The organism is Pontixanthobacter luteolus (genome assembly GCF_009828095.1).
GTDB classification, from domain to species: Bacteria; Pseudomonadota; Alphaproteobacteria; order Sphingomonadales; family Sphingomonadaceae; genus Pontixanthobacter; species Pontixanthobacter luteolus.
On the sequence record NZ_WTYP01000001.1, the window covers coordinates 76,342 to 92,356 of the forward strand.

The window sequence follows — 16,015 nt, forward strand, 5'->3', positions numbered from 1 at the left end:
TCCTATCAGGTCGTTGATACGCCTGTAGCGGGGCCAGTGCGGAAAAACCATGTTGACGGATAAACGAGCCGGTGCAATCGCCGCGAATGGACCTTGCGGGTGTAGCTCAATGGTAGAGCAGCAGCTTCCCAAGCTGACGACGAGGGTTCGATTCCCTTCACCCGCTCCAGCGGCGCCTTCCCAAAACATCCCGGAAACGCTTTCGAACCTTTGGAAACCATAGGGTTTCTGGTGTTCGGTTGTCCTGCATTTGCCCGCACAGTCTCGCCAAATTTCCCAAATTTGGCGGCTCGTCAGGGCTCATCCTTTTGGCTCAGGAGACCTTCTAGGCGCTGTCACGCACAATCAAGTGCGGAGGCAGGACCAGGCTTTCTGTATCTTCTCCAGCGAGACGCCGAAGCAAAAGGTCCGCGAGCCCCTTGGCACCTGCAGCGATATCCTGCCTGACAGTTGTCAGGGGAGGGACGGTCTGGCTTGAGATTGGCAGATCGTCGAAACCCACGATCTTGAGTTGAGCCGGCACGTTGATGTTGCGGTCCCTGAGCTCCTTCAGGCACGTGACAGCGATCGTGTCTGTTGCCGCAAAGATGCCGTCGATCTCGCCTTCGATATTGCTCAAATGCTCTGCGATTTCCTCGCTGGTTTGATCCCGTGACAAGTGTGTGGGAAGCGCGCGAATAGACACGCCCATCTTTTCGGCGACTTCCTTTGCGCCTGCAAAACGGGCGGCAAATTCGATTGGCTGTGTATCTCCCAGAAATGCGAGACGCCTGGCTCCGGCTGCAATAAGCTTTTCCGCCGCGAGCTTTCCGCCCAAACGGTTGTTGGTACCGACAACGCAATGCCGCTGGCCCTCCTGATGGTTGCCCCAAACCACCATCGGCAGATAGCCATCCGCAACGTCTTCGATCCGGTCAAACTGGTCGGACTGGCCGACCACGATGACGCCATCGATCATTCCTGAACCGATGAACCGGTCGAGCCAATCCTCGTCCTGTGCAGGGATCACCCGCCTCAACATGATGTCAAAACCCCTCTCGGTCAGCTCGTCTGCCAAATGACCGAGCAACGTCATGAAGAAGGTGTCAGAGATTTGCTGTCTAACGTCATGCCCCAGTGGAATGGCGACCCCGATTACCCCTGTTTTTTGCCTGCGCAGCTTGCTCGCCATCTGGTTCGGCCGAAATCCGTGCTCGCGCGCGATGGCTTCAATCTTTTCGCGCGTCTTGGTGTTGACCAGACTGTTTCCGGAAAGCGCTCGGGAGACGGTTCCGGGCGAGACACCGGCAATCTTTGCCAGGTCCGTGATGGTGCGGACGCGGTTTGGCTTGTCTACGGAAGGTTGAGTGTCTGAATCGGCCATTGTCGCCCCTTAGCCTGCCACAATCTTTTGTTCACGCGGCACTCTGTGCCCAGCATCGACAAAAAGAGTTGCAATGGCACCCACAAACATGAGCGCACCGCCAAGCATCAATACATTACGCGGATCTCCGCCTAGCACCGGATTGTAGATCAGCGGCATCGTCAGCGTTTGGAAAAGCATCGGGATCACGATGAACATATTGAAGATGCCCATGTAAATGCCGTTGCGGTTAGCCGGGATTGAATCTGCCAGCATCACGTAAGTATTGCCCATCATCCCGGCCCATCCGATACCAATGCCGAGCATCAGAACGAACAACGCCATCGGGGTCTCGACACCGGGGATGAGCAGCATGGCCGTGCCCGAGGCCGACAAGCAAACTGCATGCACCAATCTTGCGCCAAGTCGCGCCACGATTGGTATGAGCAACAAGGCCCCGAGAAAAGCGATGAAGTTGTAGAGCGCGCCCGCCTGCTGTGTCGTCAGCGTGGCTTCGCGGAACGCGGCGGTGGAGGGATCGGAAGTGTCGTAAAGTGAGCGGCCGACTGCGAAGGTAATGTACTGCCAGTATGCGAACATCGCGTACCACTGGCAAAGCATCGCAAGCGCGAGCTGGCGCATCGGTTTTGGCATTTCGCGGATCGCATCCACGATCTCTGCGAACGTGTCCTTCACGGTCAAAGGCTTCTTTTCCAGAGCGGCCTTCTCATCATCGGTCATCGGCAGTTCGGGAACCCGCCATACCGACCAGGCGATGGTAGAGATCGATAGGATTGCACCAATGATGAACGCGATGCGGACGATTACCGGGATGCCATTGTCGTCGAGTACGTCCTGCGCAATGAAAGCGGTCAGCAAAGTTGGAGCGAGATAGGACAGGGTTTGCGCGAGCCCGGTAAACGCGCTCTGCGTCAGGAACCCGACTGACCGTTGGCCCGGCACGAGGCGGTCTGCGACATAGGCGCGATATGGCTCCATAGTGATGTTGTTGCCAGCATCGAGAATCCACAGGAGTGATGCCGCCATCCAGAGCGTGGATGAATATGGCATAAGGAAAAGGCTGATCGTGCAGATGATTGCGCCGATCAGGAAATAGGGTGTGCGGCGCCCGAAGCGGGTGTTGGTGCGGTCGCTCATTGCGCCAACAATTGGCTGGATGATGAGACCGGTCATTGGGCCGGCAAGCCACAAAAGCGGCATCGTCGCCTCGTCAGCACCGAGGAAGCCGTAGATTGGCCCCATATTGGCCTGCTGCAGGCCGAAACTGAACTGCAGGCCAAAAAAGCCAATATTCATTTCAATGATTCGCAGCAAAGAAAGCCGTGGTTTTACCGCGGTTTGCATGGTTCAACATCCTCTCACGTGCCGTTATCTTCTCGGCCTTGTTGCATTTTCGTGACATAGTTTGCGCACGATTGCAATCGTTTGCAATTTCGCTGTTGCAATCGTTTGCAATGGAGTTATGCCTTACTGCGAATCGCGCAATATAGTGCGAGGGATTAAGGAGAGATCGACATGAAGTTTTGTCACGCTTTGGCTTTCGGCGTCGCGCTGGGCGCCTTTTCGACCCCGGTTTTTGCGCAGGCTCAGGATGCCGCCTCGGATGAGGCTGCCAATGATGGCGGAGAAATTATCGTTACCGCTGTCGCCCGCGGCCAAAACCGGCTTGAAAGCTCGGTCTCGGTCAGCGCCGTAAGCGCGGAGCAGATCGCCGATCTTGCTCCGCCGTCATCGGCTGACCTTATCCGTCAGATCCCCGGCATTCGTGCCGAAGCATCGGGGGGTGAAGGCAATGCAAACATCGCCGTGCGCGGTATCCCGGTTTCAACCGGCGGTGCACGCTACCTCCAGCTCCAGGAAGACGGTCTGCCCGTCCTCGAGTTTGGTGACATTATCTTCGGCAACGCCGACAATTTCCTGCGCGCTGACCGCAACGTCGCGCGCGTCGAAGCGGTTCGCGGTGGTTCGGCATCGACTTTCGCATCCAATGCCCCGGGCGGTGTGGTCAACTTCATCTCTAAAACTGGCGCGCAAGAAGGGGGCGCGATCCAGGGAACAATTGGCGTCGATTTCGAGACCTACCGGGTCGATTTCGATTACGGTAGCAGCCTTGGCGATGACCTCTATTTCCACGTCGGCGGTTTCTACCGCACTGGCGAAGGTCCGCGCGACATCGGCTATAACGGCTATGACGGCGGTCAGGTCAAAGCGAACCTCACGAAAGAATTCGACGGCGGCTATGTTCGTTTTCATGCCAAGTATTTGAACGATACGACGCCGACCATTCTGCCGCAGCCAGTGTTCGTTGGCGGGACCAATTCTGATCCCAGCTATACATCTATCGCCGGTTTCGACGCTCGCACGGACTCGCTTTACAGCCCGTTCATTACCACCATCACGACACTTGATGGCGGCAACAATCCGACCACCTACAATTTCCGTGACGGTCTCTCGGTTAAATCGCAGGCATTTGGCGTGGAAGCAGAGATTGATGTTGGCTCTGGCTGGACGCTGACCAATCGTTTCCGTTACGCCAACAATTCGGGAAGCTTCGTTTCGCCGTTCCCGGCAAGCGTAGGTGCTGCTCAGGAAATCGCGGATGGTATCGGCGGTGCTGGTTCAAGCATCGTCCTTGCCACCGGACCGAACTCCGGCGACGTGGCAACCGCATCCACCATTGGCGGAAACGGCCTGCTGACCAACATCGTGAACTTCAATGTCCGGTTGAACAGCCTCGACAACATCACCAACGATTTCCGCATCAGCAAGGATTTCGACTTTGGCGGCGGTTCGGCAACCTTCACCTCGGGCTTCTATCTGTCGCGCCAGGACGTTGACACTGACTGGCTTTGGACCTCGCATGTCCAGACAGTTCAGGGTGACGGACAGGCCGTGCTTGTCGACATCGTTGATGCAGGCGGAAACACGGTAACCCAGAATGGTGTGGTTGGCTTTGGTGCGAACTTCTTCGGCAATTGCTGCCGTCGTAATTACGACGTGGCTTACAGCACCTATGCACCGTTTGCCTCGCTCGCACTCGAATTCGACCGTCTGACATTGGATGCCAGCATCCGATACGATTATGGCGATGCCAGCGGCACGGTCACCGGTGACGGGCCGGTTACCAGCTTCGATTTCGACAATGACGGCACCATCAGCACCCCGGAATCGCTAACCAGCGTTCTGCCACTGGGTAGCCCTGCTCCGGTCAATTATGACTTCGACTATTTCTCATGGTCGATCGGCGCGAACTACCTTGTGACTGATGATCTGGGCGTCTTTGCGCGTTACAGTCAGGGCGGTCGCCACACCGCTGACCGCAGCTTGCTCTCGCCAGCTGTTAGCACTGTCGATGGCGGTCTGCCGGGCGGAGACAATGGCGTGATCGCTGACGTCAACCAGCTTGAATTGGGCTTGAAGTATCAGGCGAACGGCCTGTCGCTCTACGCCACTGGCTTTTATGCCGAGACGAGCGAAACGAACGTCGAAATCGCTCCGCTGCTGCTGACCGACACCGACTACGAGGCCTTAGGCATTGAGCTTGAAGGCGCCTATTCGGTTGGTCCGTTCTCGCTTTCTGCAGGTGTAACATGGACCGATTCCGAAATCGTCCGCTCGCTCAACGCTGGCGTGATCGGCAACACGCCGCGTCGTCAGGCGGACTTCGTCTATCAGGCAACTGCACAGTATGATGACGGCTTCTTCAAAGCAGGCGCCAACATCATCGGCACTACCGACAGCTTCACGCAGGATAACAACCAGCTGGAACTGCCGGGCTATAGCCAGGTCAATGCCTTCCTGGCCATTCGCCCAATTGACCGTGTCGAGTTGGCGCTGAATGCAACCAACCTGTTCAATCAGTCTGGCTATACAGAAGCAGAAGAAGGGGCGATCCCGGGCAACAACCTTGTCCGCGCACGCTCGATTGCTGGGCGCACGATCGCAGCATCGATCCGCTTCGACTTCTGAAGCAAAAGAGAGTTGGCGGCCGGTCGGGACAAAACTGTTTCGATCGGCCAAAGACACTCAAGTAGTAATCAATCGCTGCTTCTCTACTTTGGCAAGGCGACAAGGCGGGCTGCGGGTCTTTCGACAAGTTGGCACGCTTTTGCAAAACGACGATGGGACCTATGACTGCTATCGATGGTAAACTTGCGGATCTCAAACCCTCGGCAACGTGCTGGACACCTGATGTTCTCGCGGGTCTCGCGGAAGCCAAGTTCGATCAGGCAGCGATCATTGATGCCGCCGCTGCCAAGCCGATGTCGCCATCACTTGATGTCTGGGACGCTTGGCCTCTTGCCGATCCTCACGGAAATCCCGTGGCCTGGTGCGGCGGCGAGTTGTGGTTTGCGTTGACGGTGGAGAGAGCCGCAGACCCTGAACAACGTCATCATCTCGCTCGGATCCATCATTTTCACCGGCTTGGCGATCAATTCAAACATATCGGCCTGACGTTGCCGGAAGAAATTTCGCCCGCCGCGCGCCAATGGTCCGGCTCGGCTCGGCTCGAAAACGGGGAAGTCACGCTGTTCTTTACCGCCACAGGGCACAAGGGCGATGCGACACTTTCCTATCACCAGCGCCTGTTTCTGACGCGCGCGCCGATGCCTGCAGACGGTGAGTTTGGCGCATGGTCAGAGCCGGTGGAATTCGTTCAGGCCGATGGACATTTCTATCGCCCCGCCAACGAGAACGAAGGTGAACCGGGCAAGATCAAGGCGTTTCGCGATCCCTCGCATTATCGTAGCCGCGAGGGTCAGGATTATGTCCTGTTTACCGGCTCATCGGGCACGCAGCCCAGTCTGCATGACGGTGTCATTGGCGCAGCGATTGCCGAGGGCGATGGTTACAGCTTGCTCCCTCCGCTGATCACCGCATCCGGCGTAAGTAACGAGCTCGAACGGCCTCATATCGTTGAGCATGGGGGGCGGATATATCTGTTCTGGTCCACCCAGCGTGGTGTGTTCGCGCCGGGCATCGTCGCCCCAACAGGACTTTACGGAGCAGTCGCCGAATCGATCGATGGCCCGTGGACCTTTTTGAACGGACACGGACTGGTGATCGGCAATCCGATCGAACGGCCGACACAGGCATATAGCTGGTGGGTCTTGCCCGATCTAAGCGTGACCAGCTTCGTCGACTATTGGGGACCAGAAGACGACACTCTGCCGGAAGCAGAAACGCGCAGGGCGCGCTTTGGTGGAACCTTCGCTCCATTCGTGCAGCTCGAACTTGATGGCGCGACGTCGCGAGTGGTCGGCTGAGAATGGACCTTGCGGGAAAAACGGGCCTGATCGGCGGTATCGAGGCTGGCGGAACCAAGTTCGTGCTTGCTGTCGGTCATTCACCGACCGAGATCATAGCGCGGCACGAAATTCCCACCGACTCTCCCGCAAATACGCTGGGGCAGGCAGCGGCATGGCTTGAAAGTCATGGCCAAATAGACGCGATCGGCATTGCCAGTTTCGGACCTGTCGAACTGGACCGATCATCGCCACGCTGGGGACACATCACCAACACGCCCAAACCAGGCTGGGCGAATTGCGATATCGCCGGATTTTTTGCCGAGCGATTTGGAGTGCCGATTGGCTTCGACACTGACGTAAACGGCGCGGCACTTGCCGAACATCAGCATGGTGCCGGCCGGGATGCCTCGTCACTTGCCTACATCACGGTGGGCACCGGTATTGGCGGAGGCCTGATACTGGGCGGCAAGCCGGTTCATGGGGCCGCGCATCCGGAGATGGGGCACATTTACCCGCGCCGTCACTCGCACGATATGAATTTCGAAGGGACATGCCCTCATCACCGCGATTGCCTCGAAGGGTTGGCTAGTGGTCCGGCTATCAAGGCGCGTTGGGGAGCGTCGCTATCCGAGCTGCCGTCTGATCACATCGCGCATGAGATCATTGCTGACTATTTGGCTCAGATTGCCCATTCGCTGATTGCTATGACTGCGGCGGAAGCCATCGTCATGGGGGGTGGCGTCATGAAGACGCCTCGTTTGCTCGACCGCGTTAGGAAAAGAGCAGCGGAACTGAGCGCAGCGTATTTTCCTGGGCAAGCTAAACACAAGATCGTTGCGCCGGGCTTGGGTGACCAGGCGGGTATTACCGGGGCGATGCTGCTCGCGCCATCGGTATGAGGTCAGCTTTTGGGCTGATGCTGCCCCTTATTCGTTGACCGCCATCGGGGCGCAAATTGACAAGTCGCCGCGCCCAATCGCCGCGCAACATACACATACGAGTTCCCAGTGGCACCGGTGACAAGCGACAGCTAGCAAGCTAGTCAGGTCGCGCTGCAGCGGGCGCAAACGTCCCTCACAACCCCGTGTTTTTTTCACAGAAGCGCGGGTAAGTGGAGGGCGGATGGCGGCTTTTTCGTTTCTCGGGTTTTAAAAAACAAAGTAAGTTCAGTTGTTTACTTGACCTATTGGTCTCCCTCCACCGTTCCAGCCCACTTTCCGGGCTTGCGGTGGCGGCAACAGATACAGGGAGGCTTCATTGACACAGGACCGGCGTGAAGCTTTCTGGATGGCTGATCTCTACGGAGAGATGCAGCTGGCCGAGCACACGCAGCGGCCCAGCCTGCTTGGCTACATCCCCGGTCTTGCGCTGGTCGGCGTGGCTGCACTCGCTTCGCTTTGGCTGAGTGATCAATATGGCGCGCCATCGGTCCTGATGGGGCTGTTGATCGGTTTTGCTCTCAATTTCACCAATGCGGACCGCAGGCTGGCACCGGGGCTGGATCTGTCGTCGCAGACCTTGCTGCGGATCGGCATCGTTCTGATCGGGATGCGGATCAGCTTTGCCGAAATTGCCGCACTTGGCATTGTCCCGTTCCTGTCACTCGTGGGCATCATGGCAGCGGTAATCGCCGCGGGGGTGATTGCTGCAAAACTTCTCAAGCTGGATCTGCTGTTCGGACTGCTTGCGGGCGGGGCGACGGCAATTTGCGGGGCCTCCGCCGCGCTTGCACTGTGGAGCATCATCGGAGAGCGGCGCATTAGCCAGGAGCGGTTTACGATTGTCCTGCTTGGCACGACGCTGGCGAGTGCATTTGCCCTGACATTCTATCCGGCTCTCGCAGCGATGCTGTCGCTGAACGACACGCAGGCGGGTTTCCTGACCGGGGCGTCGATCCACGACGTCGCCCAGGCGCTGGCCGGCGGGTTCGCGTTTTCGGAACAGGCGGGCGAAGTGGCGACCGTGGTCAAACTATCGCGCGTGGCCTTGCTGGTGCCGATCCTGGTGCTGGTATCATTGGCGCTGCAGCGCTTCTCGCCCGGCGGCGAAGAGGCTGGAGGGCGCAAGTTCAGTATCAAACAGGGGCTGCCATGGTTCATTCTTGGCTTCATTGCGCTGGTTGCGGTGAACAGCCTGATGCCAATCCCGCAGCCGGTGGTAGATTTCGGGTCTAGAACCGCAAGCACCCTGTTGCTGTTCGCCGTAATCGCAGCGGCCATCAAGTCGGATCTGTCGGGCATGCTCTCGCATGGCTTGCGCAGTTTTGGGCCGGTCATTATTACGACGCTGACCGCGTTTGGCCTGTCCCTGCTGACGGTTCAATTCCTTTAATGCCGGAGTGCACATGAATATCTTCACAGACCATCCGCGTTCAGTCGGCGAAAGCTATGGCGAGCACTTCGTTGCTGCGACCAGCTTCGGTTTGCCGATGATCACTGCCGGTCTGGCATGTGTGCTGCACGGCTTCTTCCCGTTCCTGTTCGAAAAGACAGGCAGCAATCTGGTGCGCAAACTGTATGACCGTATGGTCCTGAACAGGAAGAAGATGGTTCAGGAAACCAGCGACGGGCAGCAAATGGACTGGTGTATCTAGCGAAAGCGCGGTCGGCTCAGCCCAGGGTCTCCATGTCGATGACGAAGCGGTATTTCACGTCGCTTTCTTCCATCCGGTCGTAAGCTTCGTTGACTTCATCCATCCGGATCATCTCGATTTCCGGAGTGATGCCTTTCTCGGCACAGAAATCGAGCATTTCCTGCGTTTCCTCGATCCCGCCGATTCCGCTTCCGGTCAGGATCTTGCGGCCCAGCAGCAGGCCGGTGTGAAGTTCGGGCATCATGTCGATCATCCCCACCAGCACCTGCGCCCCGTCGACTTTCAGCAGGTGCAGATACGGCGCGACATTGTGGCGCACGGGGATGGTGTTGAGGACCATGTCGAAATAGCCTGACTTCGCCTTCATCGCGTCTTTATCGGTCGTGATCAGGAAGTCGTGAGCGCCCAGTGCTGCGGCGTCTTCGCGTTTGCTTTCGGTGCGGCTGAGAACGGTCACCTCGGCACCCATCGCTGCGGCGAATTTCACGCCCATATGGCCAAGCCCGCCAAGCCCGGCGACAGCAACCTTGCTGCCCGGCCCGACTTTCCAGTTCCTGAGCGGTGAGTATGTGGTGATCCCTGCGCACAGCAGGGGTGCGGCATCGGCCATGTCCAGCGCGGCTGGAACTTTCAGGACGAATTCGTCGCGGCAAACGATTCGGTTGGAATAGCCGCCTTGCGTTTTGCTGCCATCATGCCGGTCGGTCCCGCCATAGGTGCCGACCATGCCGTTCTTGCAATATTGTTCGAGGCCTTGCTTGCAATGATCGCACTGCTTGCAGCTATCGACCATGCAGCCGATGGCCACGCGGTCGCCAACCTGATGGCGGGTAACTGCCTCGCCAACTGCGGCAACCGTGCCGGTAATTTCATGGCCCGGCACGATGGGATAGGTTGTGCGGCCCCAGTCATTGCGGGCAGTGTGCAGGTCTGAATGGCAGATGCCGCAATGCGTAATGTCGATCAGCACGTCGTCATCACGCAGCCCGCGCCGAGTAAAATCGAAAGGTGCCATGCCGCTATCGGGCGATGTCGCAGCATATCCGGTAACGGGATATTCGTTGGTAGCCTGGGTCATTGCATAGGGTCCTTTAACGCGGCGGCATCCGGATCGCCCCGTCGAGACGGAACTGATGGCCATTAATGTAGCTGTTGCTGGCGATTTGCACGATCAGGCTGGCAAATTCCTCTGGATGACCGAGCCGTTTCGGAAACGGGACGCTGGCATTCAGTTGATCCCACATTTGCGGGTTGCGATCCTTCATGCCCAGCATCAGCGGTGTGGCAAAGATCCCGGGCATGACCGAGTTTACGCGAATTCCCATATCCATCAGGTCACGCGCCATCGGCAGCACAAGCCCGTTCACACCGGCTTTGCAGGAGCCGTAAATTACCTGACCGATCTGCCCGTCTTGCGCGGCGACGGAGGCTGTCAGCGTGATCGATCCACGCTCGCCATCTTCGTTCACGGCCTCTGAATTGGCCATGCCGAGGGCAGAAAGCGAAGCGACACGGTAGCTGGCAATAAGTATGCCCTGCGCGCCGAATTCATATTCTTCGGTTGGCAGACGCTTGTATCCGCCTTTCTCCTTGTCCCAGCCCAGCGTCTTCCCGCGCTTGCTGGCCATGGCGCAGTGCACGGTGACGCGTTCCTGGCCATTGGCGGCCCGTGCTGCAGCGAAACCATCGACAACCGATTGTTCGTCCATGATATCGACATGGTGGAAAGTCCCGCCGATTTCCGCAGCGTATTTTTCCCCGTCCTCGTCATTGATGTCGAATATTGCGACTTTCAGGCCCTGCGCGGCGAGCGCTTTTGCGCTTGCATGGCCAAGGCCCGATGCCCCGCCGGTGACCACTGCGGCCATTCCGCTTTCGAGTTTCATTGCATCACTCTCCCTCGATGTTCTTATCTTTGCACCTGTCATGGGGGATTCATGGTGCTATCGCAATTGCGATTCAGATTCCGGGAGAGACTCGATGACCAATACCGCCGCACCATTCGCTGCCCCCAGCCGCCGCCAATTCTTGGGCGCGACCGGCACCGCCTTTGCCGCCTTGCTCGCCAGCGGGTGCACTGCGGGGCCAGCAGCGCGCAACGCGGTATCCGGCGGCGAGGCTTTCGCGGGTTATGGCCCGCTCGTTTCTGACCCGGCGGGACTGCTCGATCTGCCGGCCGGCTTTTCTTACCGGATCATCTCCAAACTCGGCGATCGCATGGCAGACGGACTGACCGTGCCCGACCGCGCTGACGGGATGGGCTGTTTCGATCTCGGCAATGGCAAGCTGGCACTGGTGCGCAACCACGAATTGATGCCCGACAACGATCCGGGCGGCGATATTCCGATGGGTTATGACCGGATCGAAGGCAAGGTTATGCCCGGTGGTACGACCACCATCGTGCTCGATGCGAAAACGCTGGAGATCGAACAGGAATATCGCTCGCTCGCCGGAACGGTGCGCAATTGCGCTGGCGGGGTGACCCCGTGGGGCAGCTGGCTGACCTGCGAGGAAGCTGTCTTCGGTGTCACGGAAAAGAACCAGAAAGACCATGGTTGGGTGTTCGAAGTGCCTGCCAATGCTGGCACATTGGTCAATCCCGAACCACTGAAGGCGATGGGCCGTTTCAACCACGAGGCTGCCTGTGTCGATCCGGAAACCGGCATTGTTTACATGACCGAAGACCGGCAGGACAGCCTGCTTTACCGTTTCATTCCCAACGTGCGCGGCAAGCTTGAGCAGGGCGGCAAGCTTCAGGCACTGGCACTGACCAACAACATCACCGACAGCCGTAACTGGTCCGGCGAGACAGTCAGCACCGGCGACATGCACGAAGTGCGCTGGATCGACCTCGACAATGTTGAAGCCCCCGAAGATGACCTGCGCAAACGCGGCGCGTCGCAGGGTGGGTTGCTGTTCGCAAGAGGGGAAGGCATCCATATGGGCGAGGGCGAGCTTTACTTCGCCTGTACCAATGGCGGCGCGGCGAAACTGGGCCAGATATTCAAGCTGGTACCCGGACGCGGCAAGCGCGCCGATGGGCTGGCGCTGTTTTTCGAAAGCACATCGCCCGATCAGTTCAACTACGGCGACAATTTGACCGTACAGGGCAATGGACACCTGATCGTCTGCGAAGACCAGTATACAGATGTGGTAAACAACCACCTTCGCGGCATCACGCCAGATGGCCAGGCTTATCCGCTGGCGTTGCTGCGGGTGCAGAGCGAACCGGCTGGTGCGTGCTTCTCTCCTGATGGTAAGGTGCTGTTCGTGAACAGTTACAGCCCGACCGCCACACTGGCGATCACCGGTCCCTGGTTCGGTTGAGCCGCAGCGCGGGGCTGATCGCCGGTGTCGGCTTTCCTGTTCTCGCTGGTTGCGGTTTTCCTGACTTCGCTCGGCAGCCGTGACCAGGTCCTGATTGCGCGCCTTTCGGGCGTACTTGGGCGCAATTATGCGCTGTTGGTACTTGGTTGCCTGATTGCTGCCGGCACCGCCGCATTGATGACAGCGGCGGGCGCGCATATCGGCGCGATGTTGCCCGGGCCTGCCAAAACGATGCTGGCCGCCTTTGCCCTGATTATGGCCAGCGCCGAACTGGCGTGGCCGAACCGCGTAAGGAAACCGGTGGAGCCAACCCGCTCTCTCGGCGCAATCGGCATTGTGCTGCTTGCACGCCAATTCGGCGATGCCTCGCGCTTCCTCATTTTTGCGTTTGCTGCGGGGGCGGGCCTGTCGTGGTTTGCCGGTGCAGGCGGGGCAATCGGGGGAATCGCAGCGGTCGCTCTCGGCTGGGTTCTGCGCGGTGATCTGGAGGCTGTCTTGCCGCTCAGAACGATCCGTACCGTGCTGGCGATCGTGGTTGGCATCGCGGCAGCTGTGATCGCACTTTCCGCACGTGGTCTTATTTGGTAATCGAGATATCCGATTAGTCTAAAAGGGACAAACTGGGAAACCCAAGCGCGTTCCGCCCGTTGATCTTGCATATGCACTTGATCCGAAGGGGACTATGAAATGGCCAACACTGGCGACAACTCGAAAATGGCACTGGTCGGCGAACTTAACGGCCTGCTGGCAGACCACTTTGCACTGTATCTGAAGACCAAGAATTTTCACTGGCACGTGGCTGGACCGCGTTTTCGCGATCTGCACCTGATGTTCGACGAGCATGCCATCGAAATTCGTGACCAGATCGATGTGATCGGCGAACGGGTCCGCAAGCTAGGCGAGAATACGCTGACCGGCATCGCCTCGGTATCGAAAAACACGCAGGTCAAGGATCAGGACGACACCAGCCTCTCGGCCGAGAAAATGGTCGAAGAGCTCCGCGACGACAATGCTGCGATGGTCAAGCGCCTCAAAGAGATGAAGCCGCTGGCCGAACAGGCAGGCGACAATGCGACCGACGGTCTGCTGGATGACTGGACCGACATGGCAGAAGAGCGCGTGTGGTTCCTCAGCCAGACTTTGAAATAAGGAATTGTCTTTCCCCCCGAAAAGCCCGTCGGAGCATTATGCCCCGGCGGGCTTTTTGTTATGGTGCGCCACATGGCCAATGTGACCCTTGTCGAAAATGCTGATGACCACGCGATCGCCGCGTGGCTGGAACAAAAACTGCTTGCAGAACTGCGGGATAGCGATGGGCGCATTGCGATCACGGTTCCCGGCGGATCGACCCCGTTTCCGATATTCGAGCGGTTAAAAGACAGCGCAATCGATTGGTCGCGGATTGATGTGTGGCCTGGCGATGACCGGATTGTTCCGGAAGATCACGCGGCCAGCAACACCGGCAAGATCCGCAGCCTACTTGAACCTGTCGGCGCACGGATCGTCCCGCTTTCCCCCGATGCACAGCCGCCGCGTTTCGCTCTGGCGTGGCTTGGCATGGGGGCCGATGGGCATATCGCGTCCCTATTCCCGAATACGGATCCGAAGGCAGACGATCCGCAGCCTGTGCGAACCTTGACCCCCGATCCACTCCCTCCGGAGGCGCCGTTTGACCGGATCACACTGACCATTCCGGCGCTGCTAAACAGCGATGCGCTGGTGTTTGTCATCCGCGGCGAAGACAAGCGCGCCGTGTTTGATGCGGCTGCCGACGGCGAACATGATCTGCCGATTGCCCGTTTGCTATCGGCTGCCGGTCAGGACGTACAATGCTTCGCCTGATACCACCGGCCATGCACCGGTTGCTTTACCGTGCGGCTGACCGGGGCAGAACGGCGTGGTGGCGGCTGACGAAACCGGCCTTGCAAGGCGTGGCAGTGATTGCCACCGATCTGCAGGGGCAGTTGCTGCTGATCCGGCTTAGCTATGGTTCAGGCGGCTGGAACGTGCCCACAGGCGGGGTTGGTAAAAACGAACAGCCGGATGTTGCCGCGCGACGGGAACTGCAGGAAGAAACGGGCTGCGATGCTCACTCGCTCAAACTGATCGGCATTCAGGAAGACGTGCTGTTCGGCGCTGAAAACACCGTGCATGTTTTTGCAGCCAAGGTTTCGGGAATGCCCCGGGCCGACATGCGTGAAGTTATCGATGCGCGGTTTTTCCCGATGCATTCACTGCCCGAACCGCTGACCAAGACCACGCGGCGCAGGCTGGCCTTGTGGGCGGAACATTCAAAGCAGGGATAGCTGCGCCGTATCTGGCTTGCGCTCATCCTGCCCTTCGCGCTCCAGATTGGATAGTGTCAGCCCCATGAGGCGGATCGGCATCGGCAGGGGCAGCATCTCCTCCAGCAATTCGTGCCCGATACGGGCGAATTCCGCTTTGTCCTGAACATTACCAGTCAGCGAGCGCGCACGCGAGACGATCTGGAAATCGGTGTATTTCATTTTCAGGGTGACGGTTCGCCCTTTAGCTTCGGATCGCTCAATCCGCTCCCACACGATGTCGACAATATTGTCCATTGTCTCCCGCAAGGCAGAACCGCTGGAGATGTCGTCGCTGAAGGTCCGTTCCCCGCCCACGGATTTCCGAATCCGGTTTGCACGGACCGGGCGCAGGTCAATCCCCCGCGCGGCGCGGTAGAGATAATCGGCGAAACTGCCGAAATTGGCCCGCATGAATTCAATGTCCTTCGCCGCAAGGTCTGCGCCTGTTTCGATGCCGAGACGGGCCATTTTCTCGGCACCTTTCGGACCAACGCCGTGAAACCTGCGAACAGGCAAAGTTGCCACGAACTGCGCGCCATGACCCGGCTTGATCACGCACAGGCCGTCGGGCTTGTTCTGGTCGCTGGCCAACTTGGCGATGAATTTGTTGTAGCTGACCCCCGCGCTGGCAGTCAGCCCAGTTTGTTCGTGGATTCGCGTGCGGATCAGTTCGGCGATCCGGGTCGCGCTGCCGATCCCGCGAATGTCGTCGGTCACGTCGAGATATGCCTCGTCCAGACTGAGCGGTTCAACATGGGGAGTGAAATAGAGGAATATCTCGCGGATTTTGCCCGATGCCTCGCGGTAGGCGTCAAACCGGCTTTTCACGAATATGAGGTCGGGACACAGCCGCTTTGCAGTGACAGACGGCATGGCGGAACGGACCCCGAACTTCCGCGCTTCATAACTTGCCGCGGCTACCACGCCGCGGCCTCCGCTGCCCCCGACGGCCACCGGTTTTCCCCGCAGGTCGGGATTGTCGCGCTGCTCTACGCTGGCGAAAAACGCATCCATGTCGACATGGATGATCTTGCGCAGGCCGCTGGCTTCATCGCCGCCGCTGTCAGAGCCTGCATCCTGTCGATTCTCGTTCGTCACACTGTAGGAATAGGCGCGTTCGGGTTTGCGGGGAACCGCCTGCGGCCCTGCTGATTTA

The 16,015-nt window shown here is 58.6% G+C and carries 15 protein-coding genes and 1 tRNA gene; 11 read left to right on the forward strand and 5 right to left on the reverse strand.

The window, feature by feature from the left end; translation table 11 throughout:
• Positions 1 to 95 precede the first annotated feature (95 nt).
• A tRNA-Gly gene (locus GRI43_RS00280) sits at positions 96 to 169 on the forward strand.
• Positions 170 to 325: 156 nt separating this feature from the next.
• Here the strand turns inward: GRI43_RS00280 and GRI43_RS00285 are convergent.
• Both GRI43_RS00285 and GRI43_RS00290 read right to left on the reverse strand, forming a co-directional pair.
• Positions 326 to 1,363, reverse strand: a complete 1,038-nt coding sequence (locus GRI43_RS00285; protein ID WP_160729136.1) for a LacI family DNA-binding transcriptional regulator — start codon at positions 1,361 to 1,363, stop codon at positions 326 to 328.
• Positions 1,364 to 1,372: 9 nt separating this feature from the next.
• The gene (locus GRI43_RS00290; RefSeq protein ID WP_160729137.1) at positions 1,373 to 2,707 is read right to left on the reverse strand and encodes an MFS transporter; all 1,335 of its coding nucleotides are present in this window, start codon (positions 2,705 to 2,707) and stop codon (positions 1,373 to 1,375) included.
• Between the two features lie 171 nt (positions 2,708 to 2,878).
• Between GRI43_RS00290 and GRI43_RS00295 the strand changes: the two genes are divergently transcribed.
• The 5 genes from GRI43_RS00295 to GRI43_RS00315 all read left to right on the forward strand — a co-directional run bounded on the left by GRI43_RS00295 (position 2,879) and on the right by GRI43_RS00315 (position 9,205).
• Positions 2,879 to 5,332, forward strand: coding sequence for a TonB-dependent receptor domain-containing protein (locus tag GRI43_RS00295; protein ID WP_160729138.1), 2,454 nt, complete (start codon positions 2,879 to 2,881; stop codon positions 5,330 to 5,332).
• A 161-nt stretch (positions 5,333 to 5,493) separates the two neighbouring features.
• Positions 5,494 to 6,630, forward strand: coding sequence for a glycoside hydrolase family 68 protein (locus GRI43_RS00300; RefSeq protein WP_160729139.1), 1,137 nt, complete (start codon positions 5,494 to 5,496; stop codon positions 6,628 to 6,630).
• Between the two features lie 2 nt (positions 6,631 to 6,632).
• A complete protein-coding gene (locus GRI43_RS00305) occupies positions 6,633 to 7,511 on the forward strand; it encodes an ROK family protein (protein ID WP_160729140.1) in 879 nt (292 codons plus the stop codon).
• Positions 7,512 to 7,869: 358 nt separating this feature from the next.
• Complete coding sequence (locus tag GRI43_RS00310; protein ID WP_235903550.1) at positions 7,870 to 8,943, forward strand: YeiH family protein; 1,074 nt, start codon at positions 7,870 to 7,872, stop codon at positions 8,941 to 8,943.
• Between the two features lie 13 nt (positions 8,944 to 8,956).
• On the forward strand, positions 8,957 to 9,205 hold the full coding sequence (locus GRI43_RS00315; protein ID WP_160729141.1) for a DUF6356 family protein: 249 nt from the start codon (positions 8,957 to 8,959) through the stop codon (positions 9,203 to 9,205).
• A 16-nt stretch (positions 9,206 to 9,221) separates the two neighbouring features.
• Here the strand turns inward: GRI43_RS00315 and GRI43_RS00320 are convergent, their stop codons facing one another.
• Together GRI43_RS00320 and GRI43_RS00325 are read right to left on the reverse strand one after the other, a co-directional pair.
• The gene (locus GRI43_RS00320) at positions 9,222 to 10,283 is read right to left on the reverse strand and encodes an NAD(P)-dependent alcohol dehydrogenase (protein WP_160729142.1); all 1,062 of its coding nucleotides are present in this window, start codon (positions 10,281 to 10,283) and stop codon (positions 9,222 to 9,224) included.
• Between the two features lie 13 nt (positions 10,284 to 10,296).
• On the reverse strand, positions 10,297 to 11,091 hold the full coding sequence (locus GRI43_RS00325; protein WP_160729143.1) for an SDR family oxidoreductase: 795 nt from the start codon (positions 11,089 to 11,091) through the stop codon (positions 10,297 to 10,299).
• Between the two features lie 94 nt (positions 11,092 to 11,185).
• Here GRI43_RS00325 and GRI43_RS00330 point away from each other — a divergent pair, with 94 nt between their 5' ends.
• The 5 genes from GRI43_RS00330 (at position 11,186) to GRI43_RS00350 (ending at position 14,838) form a co-directional block, all read left to right on the forward strand.
• Positions 11,186 to 12,532: an alkaline phosphatase PhoX gene (locus GRI43_RS00330; protein WP_160729144.1), complete on the forward strand. Its 1,347-nt coding sequence runs from the start codon at positions 11,186 to 11,188 to the stop codon at positions 12,530 to 12,532.
• A 24-nt stretch (positions 12,533 to 12,556) separates the two neighbouring features.
• Complete coding sequence (locus tag GRI43_RS00335; protein WP_160729145.1) at positions 12,557 to 13,120, forward strand: hypothetical protein; 564 nt, start codon at positions 12,557 to 12,559, stop codon at positions 13,118 to 13,120.
• A 99-nt stretch (positions 13,121 to 13,219) separates the two neighbouring features.
• Positions 13,220 to 13,681 carry a Dps family protein gene (locus GRI43_RS00340; protein ID WP_160729146.1) on the forward strand — a complete coding sequence of 154 codons (462 nt, stop codon included), beginning with the start codon at positions 13,220 to 13,222 and terminating at the stop codon, positions 13,679 to 13,681.
• 72 nt (positions 13,682 to 13,753) lie between these two features.
• Positions 13,754 to 14,374 carry a 6-phosphogluconolactonase gene (locus tag GRI43_RS00345; protein WP_160729147.1) on the forward strand — a complete coding sequence of 207 codons (621 nt, stop codon included), beginning with the start codon at positions 13,754 to 13,756 and terminating at the stop codon, positions 14,372 to 14,374.
• Complete coding sequence (locus GRI43_RS00350; protein ID WP_160729148.1) at positions 14,362 to 14,838, forward strand: NUDIX domain-containing protein; 477 nt, start codon at positions 14,362 to 14,364, stop codon at positions 14,836 to 14,838. The genes GRI43_RS00345 and GRI43_RS00350 overlap by 13 nt, the downstream gene beginning before the upstream one ends.
• On the opposite strand, the gene dinB is transcribed toward GRI43_RS00350, so the two are convergent.
• Positions 14,824 to 15,957: a DNA polymerase IV gene (dinB, locus tag GRI43_RS00355; RefSeq protein WP_338089986.1), complete on the reverse strand. Its 1,134-nt coding sequence runs from the start codon at positions 15,955 to 15,957 to the stop codon at positions 14,824 to 14,826. The genes GRI43_RS00350 and dinB overlap by 15 nt on opposite strands.
• Positions 15,958 to 16,015 lie beyond the last annotated feature (58 nt).